Source organism: Paraburkholderia yinzeri (genome assembly GCF_046581065.1).
Lineage (GTDB): Bacteria > Pseudomonadota > Gammaproteobacteria > Burkholderiales > Burkholderiaceae > Paraburkholderia.
This window is the reverse complement of sequence record NZ_JBFOCJ010000001.1, coordinates 570,109-584,898: the sequence shown is the minus strand read 5'-3', so window position 1 is coordinate 584,898 and position 14,790 is coordinate 570,109. Positions and strand designations below refer to the sequence as shown.

Sequence of the window (14,790 nt, the reverse complement as noted above, 5' to 3'; positions counted from 1 at the left end):
CGCCGGCCGAAGGGGGGGCGCAAGCGGCCATAAGCGGGTATAAGCGGACGCTAGCGCCGCCGCCCCGAAGTCGCGAGTCCCGTGAGGCCGGCGATGGTCGCCACCACGCCGCCTGCGATCAGCCAGATCGTGCGGTCGGTGGGGGCGCCGGTGAAAAGCCGCGACATGTCGTTCGCGAACGAATGGAACGACTGGCCGCCGAAATACAGCAGCACGACGCCGCAGGCGATCAGCGCGAACGAAAGCGCCTTGACCATGGAAAACCTCTTCGGTGGGACGGACGCCGCAGTGTAGGCGAGCGGCGCGGCGGCGTCCATGGGGGCCCGCTGCCGCGGATCGTCCGCGCTGTTTTCTCGCTCCGCATTCTGCGTGGCGTCCCGCGCCGTATCCCGCATACTGGGCTTCTGCAGAGCGCGCGCGGATTGGCTAACATGGCAGCCTCCGTCGCGTCTTGCGCGCAGCGGAGCCCCGGCGCCGCACCTGCGCGCGCGGGGCGGCCGCCTTCACGCTGCCGGCCGCCCACTTTCCCCGTTTTCGTCAAGGATTCAATCAATGGCCTACGAAGCTGCTTCTGAGCGCTATTCGGAGATGCAATACCGTTTTTGCGGCAAGTCGGGACTCAAGCTGCCGGCGCTGTCGCTCGGCCTGTGGCACAACTTCGGCGACACCACGCCGATTTCGACGCAGCGCGAGATCCTGCGTACCGCGTTCGATCTGGGCATCACGCACTTCGATCTCGCCAACAACTACGGCCCGCCGTACGGCAGCGCCGAGACCAACTTCGGCCGCATCTTCAAGGATGACTTCCGCCCCTACCGCGACGAACTGCTGATCTCGTCGAAGGCCGGCTGGGACATGTGGCCCGGTCCCTACGGCCAGGGCGGCGGCTCGCGCAAGTACGTGCTGGCTAGCCTCGACCAGAGCTTGCAGCGCATGGGGCTCGACTACGTCGACATCTTCTACTCGCACCGTTTCGACGTGGAAACGCCGCTCGAAGAGACGGCCGGCGCGCTCGCCACGGCCGTGCAGCAGGGCAAGGCGCTCTACGTCGGCATCTCGTCGTATTCGCCCGCGAAAACGCGCGAGATGGCGAAGCTGCTGGCCGAATACAAGGTACCGCTGCTGATCCATCAGCCGTCGTACAACATGCTCAACCGCTGGATCGAGCACGGCCTGCTCGATACGCTCGAAGAAGTCGGCGCGGGCAGCATCGCGTTCACGCCGCTCGCCCAGGGCCTGCTCACCAACAAGTATCTGAACGGCGTGCCGGCCGACGCGCGCGTGAACCGTCCGGGCGGCGGCTCGCTCAAGGGCGAGCACCTGAGCGCGGGGAACATCGGGCATGTGAAGAAGCTCGACGAGATTGCCCAACGCCGCGGCCAGAGCCTCGCGCAGATGGCCATCGCGTGGACGCTGCGCGGCGGCCGCGTGACTTCGGCGCTGATCGGCGCAAGTCGTGCGGAACAGGTGCGCGAGAACGTGGCCGCGCTGAAGAATCTCGATTTCTCGCCGGAGGAACTCGCGGAGATCGACCGCTACGCCATGGAAGGCGGCGTCAATCTTTGGGAAAAGCCGTCCACGGATCAGCACATCTGATTCGCGTCGTATCGGTTCTGGACGCCTCGCGCACGCGAGGCGTTTCTTTTTCTGCATTACAGATCATTACGGACGGCGCGATTCTTCTCGCTGTCATGCTCCGCTGCTAACGTCGCCGCAGTCCTTGCTGCGAGTAGAGCCGATGGAGCCCACGACCGCCGACCGAACCGCCGCTTGCGCCCCTGCGCGGGCCGCGATGCAGCCGCCCGATATTCGCGCAAACGCCGCGATGCTGGCTTTCGCGGGACTCGCGCTCGCCTGGCAACTGGCGGGGCTGCCGCTCGTTGTGCGCGCATCGGGCGGGCTGTCGCTGGCGCTGCTCGCGACGCTCGTGCCGGTCGTGCTCGCCACGCCGGTCCACTGGGGCTTGATTCACGAGGGCATACACGGCCAGTTGCTGCGCGATCGGCGCGCGAACGAGGCCCTCGCGCGGCTTCTCGCGATCGGCCTCGCCATGCCGTTCGATGCGGTTCGCTTCGGACACCTGATGCATCATCGTTTCACGCGCGAGCCGTTCGACCGTCCCGACGTGGACGATGCCACCGAACCACGCTGGCGCAAGCGGCTTGCCTATTACGTGCGTCTGTTCGGCGGACTTTACCTGGGTGAACTGATCGTGCCGCTCGTGGCATTCCTGCCGGCGCGGCGCGCGCGCGAACTGATCGCGCGCGGGGTGGGCGCGCATGGCTTCGAGGGCGCGCAGGTTCAGCGGCTTTTTGCCAACCATGCCGGCGACGCGCGAAAGCGCAGCCAGGCGCGCCGCGACTGGCTGTGCTCATGCGCGCTCTATGCGCTTGCGTTTGCGCTGTACGGCAAGGCTTGGCCCGTTCTGGTGGTGACGATGTGGCTGCGCGGTTTGTGGCTTTCGATGGCCGACAACCTGCCGCACTATGGCGTCGCGCTCGACGAACCGGGGCGTGCGCGCGACTTTCGCGTGCCGCGCGGGGTCGGCGCGATGCTGATGAACCATCATTTGCATCGCCAGCATCATTTGCATCCGACGATGCCGTGGACGGCGCTGCCGGCGCTCGCGCGCGAGGGTGCCGAGGATCCGGGTGTGCGCCCCGCGTATTTCCGCGCGGCGCTGCGGCAGTTGCGCGGACTGCAGCCGGGAAACCGCGTGCACTGAATCTCGCTGGCTGGCGGCGCCGCAAGCGACGCCTTCCGCCGTATCGCTACATCAGCGCGGGCAGGGTTTCGACGAGGGCAACGGCTACGAGCGCGCCAAGCAGCGCGCCGATCACGCGCAGCGTGTTGTGCCGGAATTCGGTGGAGCAAGGCAGCGCGCCAAGAAAGAGGGCGCCGGCGAGGGCCATCGGGATGATCATCACGAAGTCGCCGATCGTGAAATAACCTTCCATGTTCGTCTCCTTTCCGAGGCTTGTGTTCGCCGATGAGGCGACCAGCCTTCATCGAGTATAGGAGAGGGTTGGAAACGAGGCCGCTACGGCGTGCGCCGTCTCGCCTGCCGCGGCAAGACGTGCCGGCCGTCCGGCGGGGCTTTGCGGTGGCTCTCACCGTACCGCTCCTCATGAGGCCGCGGTTCGCTCATGTTACGAATGCCTTTCGATTGGCGGCGACGCCGGGCGTCAGGCCGTGCCGGCCAGTTCGCGCCGGCGCAGCGTCCGCGCGCCCCACAGGCCCACGACCAGCAGCACGGCAACCAGCCCTGCGACGCCCGGCCAGCCGCCCGTCGTCCAGAAGTGCCCGCCAATCGAGCCCATGATGCTGGACCCGAGGTAATAGGCGAGCAAATACAGTGCCGCGGCCTGGCCCTTGGCCTCGCGCGCGAGCCGGCCGACCCAACTGCTGGCCACGGCGTGCCCGGCGAAGAAGCCGATCGTGAGGCAGCCGATGCCGCTGGCGATCAGCGCGAGCGGCGTAAAGAGCGTGAGCACGACGCCCGCGAGCATGATCGCGAGACTCGCGATCAGGACACGCCCGCGGCCGAAGGTGTCGGCCATGCGGCCCGACCAGGGCGAGGCGACCACGCCGGTCAGATAGACGATGAAGATCGCGCTGATGGCGGACTGGCTCAGGTGGTAGGGCGCGGCGATGAGCCGGTAGCCGATATAGTTGTAGAGCGTGACGAAGCCGCCCATCAGCACGAAGCCCATGGCGAACAGCACGGGCAGACCGGGCCGCGCGAACTGCTGGAGGAGCGCGGCGCGGTGATGCGCTAAGCCGAGTCCCTTTTTCGGCACGAAGTGGCGTGACGGGGGCAGCAGCGCGCGAAACGCGAGCATCGAGGCGATGCCGAGCGCACCGATCGCGCCCACGGCCACGCGCCAGCCGAACAGATCGGTGATGACACCCGTGATGACGCGCCCGGACATGCCGCCAATGGCGGTGCCGCCGACATAGAGGCCCATGGCGAGGCCGAGGCCATCGGGATGCATCTCTTCGGCAAGCCAGGCCATGGCGACCGCGGGCACGCCGCCCAGCGCGAGGCCTTCGAGCGTGCGCAGCACCAGCAGTTCGTGCCAGTGCGGCACGAACGCGGCCGCGAGTGTGAGCAGCGCCGACGCGCTGAGCGAAGCGGTCATCATGGCGCGCCGGCTCCAGCCTTCGGAAACGAAGCCGGCGATAAAGATCGCGCCTGCGAGCGCGGCGGTGCTGAGCGAAAGCGAGAGGCTGCTCTGGGCGGGGCTCACACCAAATGCCTGCGAGAACGCGGGCAGGAGCGGCTGCACGCAGTAGAGCAGGGAGAATGTCGCGTAGCCCGCGAACAGCAGCGCGAGACAGGCGCGCCAGTAGGCACGCGAGCCTCGTTCGAGATACGGTGCGGTCGACGGCGAGGGGGCCGCGAAATTGCGATCGGCGCCCGGTGAAACGGTCACGGCAAGGTCTCCGAAAGATAACGAAGGCGCAACGATACGCCAGTTGTGCGAATCGCGGCGCCGGGGCCGCAGCGCGGGTGGTTCGAAGAGCTGACTTGATCGTCTGCTATTGTTCGTCTCTTGTAAGAAAAGAGGCCGATCTGGCGACCCGGGCGCGCAGGCGCAAACATGGGGCAGATGATTCTCCCCCCTAATTTTTCGCTTTGCGCGCAGGCCCAAACAGGCAACAATGCGTTAACCGGTCCGGCTTGCTGCGCGTGGCGCGCGCGAAATGGCAAGCCGCCGGTGTTGGTATGGATGTGAGCACAACCGTTGGTGCCCGCAGACCTGGTTCAGCAAATTGACCGGCGTTTCACGCAGGAAAGCCGGCATGGAGAACGGGGAAACATCATGCAAATCGGTTCTATCGTCCGCACTGTCCACATCGCCGTCCCGCATGGCGCTCGTGGCATCGTGATGCGTATTCTCGGCAATATGGCCATGGTCACCTGGTACATCGGCGAGCCCGGCGCATCGAAGCAGCTCAACACCGAACCCTTTTTTCTGGAAGACCTGATCGACACGGGCGAGCACGTTCTGCCGGCCGGATCACTCGTGCATTGAAACTGGCAAGCTGAAGCAGGCGCCGGGCGCGCGACGCGCCCGGTAGCAGTCCGATCGCCGATCGCGTCACTCGCCCAGTCGGCCCGCAGAAGGCACAATTGCGGGTATGACTCACGATCCCTCTTCCCAGCCTCCTTTCCCCGACGACACGCCCGCGTCGTCGGCTTCCCCGTCCGCACCCTACGCGCGCCTCACGCCCGAGTGCGTACTCGACGCCGTCGATAGCGTGCTGATGCCCGCCGGCCGCCGCACGGACGGCCGCATGCTCGCGCTCAACAGCTACGAGAACCGCGTCTACCAGGTGGGCGTGGAGGACGAGTCGCCGCTCGTCGCGAAGTTCTATCGTCCCGAGCGCTGGTCGGACGAGGCGATCCTCGAAGAGCATGCCTTCGTTGCCGAACTCGCTGCGCGCGAGATTCCGGCCGTGCCCGCGCTCACGTTCGAGGACCGCACGCTGCACGGCTTCGAGGGCTTTCGTTTCGCCCTGTTCGAGCGGCGTGGCGGCCGCGCGCCCGATCTGGACCGCAGCGAGACGCTCGAATGGCTCGGCCGCTTCATCGGCCGCATTCATGCGGTGGGCGCGCTCACGCCGTACCGTGCGCGGCCCACGCTCGACATCCAGGCCTTCGGTTACGAACCGCGCGACTATCTGATCGGGCACGGCTTCGTGCCCGCCGACGTGCGCGGCGCCTGGGAGGCGGCCGCGAATCTCGCGCTGGAGGGCGTCGAGGCCGCGTTCGAGCGCGCGGGCGACGTGCGCTCGCTGCGTCTGCACGGCGATTGCCACCCGAGCAATGTGCTGTGGACCGATGCCGGGCCGCACTTCGTCGATTTCGACGACAGCCGGATGGGTCCCGCTATCCAGGATTTGTGGCTGCTGCTGCCGGGCGATCGCGCGGGTGCGTCGCGCGCGCTCGCGGACCTGCTCGCGGGCTATGAGGACTTCGCGGAATTCGAGCCTCGCGAACTGCACCTGGTCGAGGCGCTGCGCACGCTGCGGCTCCTTCATTACTCGGCATGGCTTGCGCGGCGCTGGCACGACCCGGCGTTCCCCGCCGCCTTCCCGTGGTTCAACACACAACGCTACTGGGAAGAGCGCATTCTCGAGTTGCGCGAACAGATCGGCGCGATGCAGGAAGGGCCGCTCTGGCCGGTGTGAGGTTCCTGCCGGCCGCTTGTCGCGTCACAGGTCCTCTCATTGCGCGCTCGCCGCGTGCACCGGCTGCCCGCTCGCGGCGGCGGCGTTCGTTACCGGCTTGATGATCCACTGCGCGCGCAGGTCGCGCGACATCGTTTCGAACGCCGGGCGCATTTGCGCAAATTCGTCGGGCGTGCAGACGTCGCTCGCAAAATGCGTGCGCCCCGTGCGCGTGACGCGCAGCACGTTCGTTGCCGGATCGAGTGTGTACTCCGAACTGAATTCGACATAGGCATCCCCGGCGTGCTGCGGCGTGGGCACGTCCAGCACGCGCATGCTCGCTGGCAGCGCGATGCGCGCGCGCTCGGTGGCCACGAAGTTGCGGCATACGAACGGCTGCGTGCGGCGCGGCTCGTCCAGCCAGTAGCGCAGGTTCGCATCGAGTCCGCCCACGAAGCTCGTGAGCGCCGGGACGGGCGTGGTCATCTCCGGGTCGACGAAGCCGTCCAACTGGCCCGTGAGCATGAGCACGAGAGGACCGCTCGTCGCTTCGAGCGGGCTTGTCGCGATCGTTGCTGTGCCGCGCAGGTTCGCGTTGTGCAACTCCCACTGCAGCGATTCTTCGCGCTGGGCGGGGGTTTGCAGGCGCAGCACGCTGCGCGTCTGCTCGGCGGCCCAGCCGTTCGCCTGCAGGCGGAACACGAAGTGCGCGGAGCCGTCGGGCGCGACGGTGATGTCGAGGTCGCTCTCGCGCGTCGTCGAAGCCGTGGCGGGCGTGCGTACGCGCGTGCCGTCGCCCGCGAGCACCGCCACGCGGTCCATGTCGGTGGAGGGCAAGAAGCCGAACTCGATGTTGTTCGCGGTGGAATCGGCGAACAACTGCAGGTCGGGCAGCCACGTGATGACGTGATTGATCACGCCGAAGCCCGGTACGTCGGGCAGCGTGTAGACCGTGCCGCTATTGACCAATGCGGGCTCGCTCTTCACGTCCACCGCCGCCAGCAGCGCGCCGTAGAGCGCCACATGGTCCTTGCAGTCGCCGTAGCGGTTGGCGAGGATGTCCGTGGCGCGGTGCGGCACGATCTCGCCGCGTCCGATATTGATCGCCACGTAGCGGATATTGCGGCGCACCCAGTCGTAGAGCGTCTGCGCCTTCGCCCGCGGTGTCGCATCGTGTTCGGTGAGGTGCTTCGCAAATGCGACGAGCGACGGATCGCGCGCGCTCGGGTCCGCCGCCGACTCGCGATATACCGCCGCAAACGCCGCATAGTCGGGAAAGGTCGAGACCATGAGCCGGTCGCCATAGCTAACGTAGGAAACCGAACCATATTCGAGGCGCCCGAAATTCGCCTTGTCGTAGCGGAATTCGTAGCGCGTGCGGTCGCCCGAGGTTCGCGGCGGCAGCGCCGTGAAGCCGCGTGCGTCGGCGTAGAGCGGCTCCGAGGCGGGCATGTCGTAGATCACGCGGAAGTCGTGTGTGGGCGCGAGGTCGGGCGGCGTGAAGTCGCTGAACCAGCCTGCCACGACCGGCGTGCGCTGCGTCTTGCGATAGGTGAGGTGCACGCGGGCGCCGGGCTCGACGGCCGGGAACACGATGACCTTGTCCTCCACGTCCTGGAACATCGGCGCGTCGAACGAACGCACTTCCTGGACATCGCGGATCTGGCCGGGCTGCACGTCGTGGCGGCCCCCTTGGGCATCCTCGGTCCAGGCGTCCAGCACCTCGACGTCGGCCATCTCGCGGTTGAACCAGATGTAGTACTGGCCGGCGCGCTCGACGCCCGCTTCCGTGTTCACGCGCAGCGTGAGCTTGTCGAGCTTGATGAACGAACCGTCCTTGTTGACGGTGTAGGTCTGCGTCTCCGACTCGTTGGTATAGGGCGCCTGCGAGGCGTCGTCGGGCAGCGCCGCATTGGCCGCATGGGTCGCGTGCGCGGTCGCGCCGGCAAGGGCGAGGCATAGCGCGATCAGGTGAGCGAGGCGCATGGAAGTGCTCGTGCGGTTGGCAACGGGTGTGTGGGGGGCACGGCTGTCGAACGCAACGTTCCCACTTAAAAGTCACGCGATGCGCTTGTCAAGCGGGAGCCCCGCACAATGCCGGAGGTCGTGTTCCGGGCGCATCCAATGGGGACTCCTTTCGATCATGTAATGGTGCGGACAGGCGCTCGCGGCCTGGTTGCCGGGCCCGAGCGGGGACTCGGGGACCTGGGGGCATCCCATATGCATAGATGTCTCATATTGCCAACGCCGGCGGTGGGGACTAAGGTTCCGGGCAGTCGCTCTGCGACATTTAAGCGCACCGTACATCCAGCCTGGTGGGGTGCGCAGCTTGATGTACCCACACGCATGTACCCAGATGCCCCAGAACAGGAGACCAACATGAGCAGCGTTGCGGATTCGACGCGCGGTGCCCCACCTTTCTTTTCGAAGGAGGCCACGATCGCGCCGCCGGGCTTTTCGCGCTGGATGGTGCCGCCCGCCGCGCTTGCCGTGCATCTGTGCATCGGCGAGGCGTACGCCTTCTCGGTATTCAATGCGCCGCTCACGAAAGTGATCGGCATCACGCAGTCGGCGCCCGACGACTGGTCGCTCACCACGCTCGGCTGGATCTTCTCGCTCGCCATCGTGTGCCTCGGGCTGTCGGCGGCGTTCGGCGGCAAGTGGCTCGAACGCGTCGGCCCGCGCCGCACGATGTTCACGGCGGCCTGCTGCTTCGGCGGCGGCTTTCTCGTTTCGGCGCTCGGCGTGTGGCTGCACGAAATCTGGATGCTGTATCTGGGCTATGGCGTGATCGGCGGCATCGGGCTCGGGCTCGGCTACGTCTCGCCCGTTTCGACGCTGATCCGCTGGTTTCCGGATCGCCGCGGCATGGCCACGGGCCTCGCGATCATGGGTTTCGGCGGCGGCGCGATGATCGCGGCGCCGCTCTCCGTCATGCTGATGAAGCATTTCGCAAGCGACACGAGCATGGGCGTTGCGCAGACCTTCGTCGTGCTCGGCGTGGCGTACTTCATCTCGATGTCGATCGGCTCGCTCGCGATCCGCGTGCCGCCGCCCGGCTGGAAGCCCGAAGGCTGGACGCCGCCCGCGACCACGGCCAGGCTCGTTTCGCGTGCGCACGTCCATATCGACCGCGCGCTCAAGACGCCGCAGTTCTACCTGATCTGGCTCGTGCTGTTTCTCAACGTGACGGCCGGCATCGGCATCCTGGGGCAGGCTTCGGTGATGATCCAGGAGAGCTTCAAGGGAACCGTGAGCGCGGCCGCAGCGGCGGGCTTCGTGGGCCTGCTCTCGCTCTTCAACATGGGCGGGCGCTTCGTGTGGGCCTCGGCTTCGGACTGGGTGGGGCGCAAGACCACCTATTACATATTCTTCGTGCTGGGCGCGGTGCTCTATTACGCGGTGCCGCAGTTCGCGCAGAGCGGCAACATCGTGCTGTTCGTGCTTGCGTACTGCGTGATCCTTTCGATGTACGGCGGCGGCTTTTCGACCGTGCCTGCCTATCTCGCGGACATGTTCGGCACGGCGTTCGTCGGCGGCATCCATGGGCGCCTGCTGACCGCATGGGCCGCGGCCGGCGTCGCGGGGCCGGTCCTCGTCAACTACGTGCGCGCCTACCAGGTGGCGCATGGCGTCGCGAAGGCCGACGCCTACACGATGACCGTACACATCATGGCGGTGCTGCTGGTGGTCGGTTTCGTCTGCAATCTGCTCGTCACGCGCGTGCACGAGAAGCATCACATGAGCGAGTCGCAACTCGCGGCCGGAAACTAAGGAGTCTCGAACAATGAGCACGACCGTTGCCACGAAATCCTCGAACAAGCTGCTGATGGCTATCTTCTGGTTTTATGTGCTGGTGCCGCTCGCATGGGGCGTGACCAGTACGCTCACCCAGGCGATGAAGCTGTTCGGCTAGGCCGGAGACGGCAATTCGCCGCCGCGTCAGTCAGGCGGCGACGCGGGCCGCCGACGAGAGTCGGGGCCCGCTGGAACCGTTCAAGCGCGCTCAAACACGCTCAAACGTGACAGGCCGACCCGGCGCCGGCCGCGATCTCGCGCGCGGCTTTCGCGCCTTCAACCTGGAGGATGGTGGGCAGCGAGACACCGTTCTTTGCCGCAGTCACCTCGGCGAGAATCGACACGGCGATTTCGGGCGGCGTGCGGCTGCCGATGTAAATGCCGACCGGCCCGTGCAGCCGCGCAAGCTCCGCCTCGCTCAGATCGAACTCCTTGAGCCGCTCGCGCCGTGCCGCATTGTTGCGCCGCGAACCTAGCGCGCCGACGTAGAACGCGGGTGTCTTGAGCGCTTCCATCAGCGCGAGGTCGTCGAGCTTCGGATCGTGCGTGAGCGCGATCACGGCGCAGCGTTCGTCCAGCTTCATCTCCAGAACCGTGTCGTCGGGCATGGTGCGCACGAGCGCCGTGCCCGGCACATCCCAGGTGTCGGTGTACTCCTCGCGCGGATCGCACACCGTCACCTGATAGTCGAGCCCGACGGCAATCTGGCACAGGTAGCGCGAGAGCTGCCCCGCGCCGATGACGAGCATGCGGTAGCGAGGCCCGTGGATGGTAAGCAGTTGCGCGTCGTCGAAATAGACGCCGTCCGTCGCGCTGGCGGGGCCGAGCGAGGCCTCGCCGCTCGCCATGGCGAGCGTGCGCGCTACGAGTTCGCCGCGCTCCACGGCTGCGAGCAGCGCGCCGATGCCGCTTGCCTCGCCAAGCGGCTCCAGCACGAGCTGGATCGTGCCGCCGCATGGCAGTCCGAAACGATGTGCTTCTTCGGCCGTGATGCCGTATTTCACGGCTTCGGGTTTGTCGATGCCGATGCCTTCGCGGCGTACGCGGTCGATCAGGTCGTCCTCGATGCAGCCGCCCGAGACCGAGCCCACCACGAGCCCGTCGTCGCGCACCACGAGCATCGCGCCCTCGGGACGCGGCGACGAGCCCCACGTCTTCACCACCGTCACCAGCAGGGCGCGGTGCCCTTCTTCCAGCCAGCGTACGCTGGACTTCAGGACCTCGAGATCCACGCTGTCCATGATCGTTTCCTCTTTTTTCCGTCGTCGTCCGATGCGTCTTCGGCGGCGTTTTCACTGTCCACTTCGCTTCCTGCTTCGTTTCTTGCTTGAACCGCTTCGGGTTCTTCACTTTCCTCGGCGGCGGCCGGACCGCCGCCCAACTGCTCGCCGAAGCGTTTGAAAAATTCTGCCGCAATCTTGCGCGCGGCGCCGTCCACGAGCCGCGAACCGATCTGCGCGAGCTTGCCGCCCACTTGCGCGTTCGCGGTGTAGGTGAGCGTCGTGGCGTTCTCGCCTTCCGGCTCGAGTTTCACCTGCGCGCTGCCCTTGCCGAAGCCCGCTGCGCCGCCCTGGCCTTCGAACTGGATCGTGTAGCTTCTCGGCGCGTCGATATCGGTCAGTTCCATGCGCCCTTTGAAGCGCGCCTTCACCGGGCCCACGACGGCGGTCAGCGCGACGGCGTAGGCGGATTCGCCTTCGGGCTCGATGCTCTCGCAGCCCGGAATGCAGGCCTTGAGTATCGCCGTGTCGTTGAGCGCTTCCCACGCTCGCTGCTGCGGTACCGGCAGCGAGTGGCTTTCGGTCAGCTCCATCGTGTTCCTCCTTCTGGTGACGTTCGCTGCGGCATGCGCGCGGCGAACGGCGCTTCGCTCAGACTGCGCCCGAACGCTTCGAGGCAATCGAGGTTGTGGACCGGGTAGTGGGCGTCCACGTGCGGCAGCATCGCCTGCACGCCGCGCGCCTTCGGCGCGAAGTCGCAGTAGCGCAGGAGCGGATTGAGCCACACCACGCGATGCGCGAAGCGATGCAGGCGCGCCATTTCGGCGGCGAGCGTCTCGCTTGCTTCGTGATCGAGTCCGTCGGTGACGATCAGCACGGTGGCTCTTCCGCCGAGCATACGGCGCGCCCAGCGGCGATTGAACTCGCCGAGCGTCGCGCCAATGCGCGTGCCGCCCGACCAGTCCGCCACCTGCGTGGCGAGCTGCGCGAGCGCGATGTCGGGGTCGCGTTCGCGCAGGGCGCGCGTGGCGTGCGTGAGGCGCGTGCCGAACAGGAAGACCTGAAGGCGCTCGCGAGAATGCAGTAACGCGTGACAGAAGTAAAGCACCGCGCGCGAATATGCACTCATCGATCCGCTGATATCGAGCATCAGCACGAGCGGCGGCTTGCGCTCGACGGGGGCGCGGTATTTCCACACGGTCCAGTCGCCGCCCGCGCGCACGGCGTGGCGCGCGCTCGCGCGCAGATCGGCGTGCGTGCCGTGCGAGGCGGCCTTGAGCCGCCGCGTGCGCTCGGTCGCGAGCGGCAGGCGGCGCGCGCGGATCAGGTGGCGCAGCGTGCTCCATTCGTCGGCGGTGAGCGTTTCGAAGTCCCGATGGCGCAGGCGTTCCTCGGCGCTGAAGCTCGCGTGGGCGCGCAATTCGTGTTCTTTGTGCTCGTCGCGCGCGGGGGGCGCGCCGCGCGGCGCGGCGGCGCGGGCCGCGAGCGCCTCCGCGAGACGGTTGTTGCGGCGCGGCGGCGGCAGGCCGCCCTGCACCTTCGGCAGCAGCAGGGCGCGCAGCTTGCTCTCCCAGTCGGGGTCGCGCCAGAACAGCTCGAAGGCGGCGTCGAAGATCTCGCGCTCGTCGGGCGCCGCCGTGAGCAAGGCGGCCAGCGCGGCCCGCACGTCGTCGCGGCGCGCGAGATCGATCAGGCTCAGCGCTTCGAGCGCGTCGGCAGCCTGGGCGGGCGACATCGGCAAGCCCGCGCCGCGCAGCACGCGCACGAAGTGCACGACGTTGCGCGCGAGCATGGGAGGCGTGGTGTCCATCGATCTATTCCGCCACCGCGAGCGCCTCGGCGATGCGCTGCGGGTCCAGTTGTGCGAGGTCGTCCTGATACTTGAGCAGGACGCCCAGCGTGTCCTGCACCGACTGGGGATCGAGTTCGGTCACCGCGAGTGCCTCCAGCGCGCGGCACCAGTCGATGGTTTCCGCAATGCCCGGGGCCTTGAAGAGATCCATCGTGCGCAGCCGGTGCACGAAGGCCACCGCGCGGCGCTGCAGCGCTTCGGAGGTTTCGGGCGCGCGCGCCGCCACGATCGCCAGCTCGCGCTCGCGGTCCGGATAGCCGAGCCATTGATAGAGGCAGCGGCGCTTGAGCGCGTCGTGCACTTCTCGCGTGCGGTTCGAGGTGATGACAACGAGCGGCGGTTCGTGGGCGCGCACCGTACCGTACTCGGGGATCGATACCTGGAAGTCCGAAAGAAGCTCCAGCAGGAAGGCTTCGAACGGTTCGTCCGCGCGGTCGATTTCGTCGATCAGCAGCACGCGCCGCGCCGCAGGGTTCTGCGGGTCGGGCTGCAACGCCTGCAGCAGCGGCCGCTTGAGCAGGAATTCGTCGCGGTAGAGCGTGTCGTTGCGCGGCTTTTCGCCGGCCGCTTCCGCAAGACGCAGCGCCATGATCTGGCGCGGATAGTCCCATTCGTAGAGCGCGCTCGCGGTGTCGAGCCCTTCGTAGCACTGCAGCCGCAGCAGCGTCGTGCCGAGCATCGCGGCGGCGGACTTGGCGAGCTCCGTTTTGCCCACGCCGGGCTCGCCCTCGAGGAACAGCGGACGCTGCATGCGCAGCGCGAGAAAGAGGGCGGTCGCCAGCTCGCGGCTCGCGAAATAGCCGCGCGTCTGGAGTTGCGCCTGGGTGTCGTCGATCGAGGCCGGTTGCATGGCGTGCCTGAAAAGCGTAAGCGGGCACGCTCCCGCGGGCAGCAGGCTGCGCGCGCGAGCGTGCCCCGATGGCGGACCTAGCCGATGGCCTCGGTCACCGCGCGCCCCGCGAGCACCGGAATCAGGTGCGCGCGATAGGCGGCGCTGGCGTGGAGGTCCGTGTTCAGGTCGTCGGCGGCCACGGTCACGGCGCGCGCGGCGGCGGGCGTGAAGTTCGCCGCGAGCGCCTGTTCGAGCGCGTCCGCACGGAACACCGAAGGCGCCGCGCCCGTGACGGCCACGCGCACGGGTCCGCCTGCCGCGCCATTGGCGAACTGCGCGACGAACACGCCGGTCAGCGCGAAATGCGAGGCCGGGTTCTTGAACTTCTCGTAGGCCGCCCGCTCGGGAACGGGAAACTCCACGGCCACGATCAGCTCGTCGGGTTCCAGCGCCGTCTCGTACATGCCGAGGAAGAAGTCGTCGGCGGCGATGCGGCGGCGGTCGGTGACGACAGTCGCGTTCAGCGCGAGCACGGCGGCCGGATAGTCGGCTGCGGGGTCGTTGTTCGCGAGCGAGCCGCCTATCGTGCCGAGCGCACGCACCTGGCGATCGCCGATGCCGCCCGCGAGCTGCGCGAGCGCGGGCAGCGCGTTCTGGACCTGCGCGCTTTCGGCGACGTCCGCATGGCACACCGCTGCGCCCACCTTCACGACCTTGCCGTCCACGAAGAGCGCCTTCAGGTCGGGAATGCGTGTGACGTCCACGAGCGTGGAGGGCTGCGCGAGCCGCAGCTTCATCGCCGCGAGCAGGCTCTGGCCGCCGGCCAGGTATTTGGCGTCCGAGTCGGCGGCGATCGTCTTCACGGCGCCTTGCGCGTCGTCCGCGCGCTGGTAGTCGAATGAATACATGGT

Annotated in this window: 15 protein-coding genes; 6 read left to right on the top strand and 9 right to left on the bottom strand. The window is 67.5% G+C overall.

The window, feature by feature from the left end; translation table 11 throughout:
* Window positions 1-50: 50 nt before the first annotated feature.
* Window positions 51-257: a DUF3185 family protein gene (locus WJ542_RS02805; protein ID WP_027793251.1), complete on the bottom strand. Its 207-nt coding sequence runs from the start codon at window positions 255-257 to the stop codon at window positions 51-53.
* A gap of 295 nt (window positions 258-552) precedes the next feature.
* Between WJ542_RS02805 and mgrA the strand changes: the two genes are divergently transcribed.
* Both mgrA and WJ542_RS02795 read left to right on the top strand, forming a co-directional pair.
* Window positions 553-1,596 carry an L-glyceraldehyde 3-phosphate reductase gene (mgrA, locus tag WJ542_RS02800; RefSeq protein WP_411187659.1) on the top strand — a complete coding sequence of 348 codons (1,044 nt, stop codon included), beginning with the start codon at window positions 553-555 and terminating at the stop codon, window positions 1,594-1,596.
* A 142-nt stretch (window positions 1,597-1,738) separates the two neighbouring features.
* Window positions 1,739-2,725, top strand: coding sequence for a fatty acid desaturase family protein (locus tag WJ542_RS02795; protein WP_411187657.1), 987 nt, complete (start codon window positions 1,739-1,741; stop codon window positions 2,723-2,725).
* 46 nt (window positions 2,726-2,771) lie between these two features.
* Here the strand turns inward: WJ542_RS02795 and WJ542_RS02790 are convergent, their stop codons facing one another.
* Both WJ542_RS02790 and WJ542_RS02785 read right to left on the bottom strand, forming a co-directional pair.
* Window positions 2,772-2,957, bottom strand: coding sequence for a hypothetical protein (locus WJ542_RS02790; RefSeq protein WP_027793253.1), 186 nt, complete (start codon window positions 2,955-2,957; stop codon window positions 2,772-2,774).
* 228 nt (window positions 2,958-3,185) lie between these two features.
* Window positions 3,186-4,436, bottom strand: coding sequence for an MFS transporter (locus WJ542_RS02785; RefSeq protein ID WP_411187655.1), 1,251 nt, complete (start codon window positions 4,434-4,436; stop codon window positions 3,186-3,188).
* Between the two features lie 390 nt (window positions 4,437-4,826).
* Between WJ542_RS02785 and WJ542_RS02780 the strand changes: the two genes are divergently transcribed.
* Complete coding sequence (locus WJ542_RS02780) at window positions 4,827-5,039, top strand: hypothetical protein (protein ID WP_411190462.1); 213 nt, start codon at window positions 4,827-4,829, stop codon at window positions 5,037-5,039.
* 106 nt (window positions 5,040-5,145) lie between these two features.
* Window positions 5,146-6,198, top strand: coding sequence for a serine/threonine protein kinase (locus WJ542_RS02775; RefSeq protein WP_411187653.1), 1,053 nt, complete (start codon window positions 5,146-5,148; stop codon window positions 6,196-6,198).
* Window positions 6,199-6,234: 36 nt separating this feature from the next.
* On the opposite strand, the gene WJ542_RS02770 is transcribed toward WJ542_RS02775, so the two are convergent.
* On the bottom strand, window positions 6,235-8,163 hold the full coding sequence (locus tag WJ542_RS02770) for a DUF3857 domain-containing transglutaminase family protein (protein WP_411187651.1): 1,929 nt from the start codon (window positions 8,161-8,163) through the stop codon (window positions 6,235-6,237).
* Between the two features lie 393 nt (window positions 8,164-8,556).
* On the opposite strand from WJ542_RS02770, the gene WJ542_RS02765 reads away from it, so the two are divergent.
* Together WJ542_RS02765 and WJ542_RS02760 are read left to right on the top strand one after the other, a co-directional pair.
* Window positions 8,557-9,951 (top strand): L-lactate MFS transporter, encoded by a 1,395-nt coding sequence (locus tag WJ542_RS02765; protein WP_411187649.1) that lies wholly within the window; start codon window positions 8,557-8,559, stop codon window positions 9,949-9,951.
* A 13-nt stretch (window positions 9,952-9,964) separates the two neighbouring features.
* Window positions 9,965-10,093 carry an MFS transporter small subunit gene (locus WJ542_RS02760; RefSeq protein WP_411187647.1) on the top strand — a complete coding sequence of 43 codons (129 nt, stop codon included), beginning with the start codon at window positions 9,965-9,967 and terminating at the stop codon, window positions 10,091-10,093.
* 100 nt (window positions 10,094-10,193) lie between these two features.
* On the opposite strand, the gene WJ542_RS02755 is transcribed toward WJ542_RS02760, so the two are convergent.
* The 5 genes from WJ542_RS02755 to WJ542_RS02735 form a co-directional block, all read right to left on the bottom strand.
* Window positions 10,194-11,216, bottom strand: coding sequence for an XdhC family protein (locus WJ542_RS02755; protein ID WP_411187645.1), 1,023 nt, complete (start codon window positions 11,214-11,216; stop codon window positions 10,194-10,196).
* Entirely contained in the window at window positions 11,189-11,788 is a 600-nt protein-coding gene (locus WJ542_RS02750; RefSeq protein ID WP_411187643.1) for an SRPBCC family protein, read from the bottom strand. The genes WJ542_RS02755 and WJ542_RS02750 overlap by 28 nt, the downstream gene beginning before the upstream one ends.
* Window positions 11,779-13,005 (bottom strand): vWA domain-containing protein, encoded by a 1,227-nt coding sequence (locus tag WJ542_RS02745; RefSeq protein WP_411187641.1) that lies wholly within the window; start codon window positions 13,003-13,005, stop codon window positions 11,779-11,781. Before WJ542_RS02745 ends, WJ542_RS02750 begins: the two co-directional genes overlap by 10 nt.
* Before the next feature lie 4 nt (window positions 13,006-13,009).
* Complete coding sequence (locus WJ542_RS02740; protein ID WP_411187639.1) at window positions 13,010-13,897, bottom strand: AAA family ATPase; 888 nt, start codon at window positions 13,895-13,897, stop codon at window positions 13,010-13,012.
* Between the two features lie 77 nt (window positions 13,898-13,974).
* Window positions 13,975-14,787 carry an FAD binding domain-containing protein gene (locus WJ542_RS02735; protein WP_411187637.1) on the bottom strand — a complete coding sequence of 271 codons (813 nt, stop codon included), beginning with the start codon at window positions 14,785-14,787 and terminating at the stop codon, window positions 13,975-13,977.
* Window positions 14,788-14,790 lie beyond the last annotated feature (3 nt).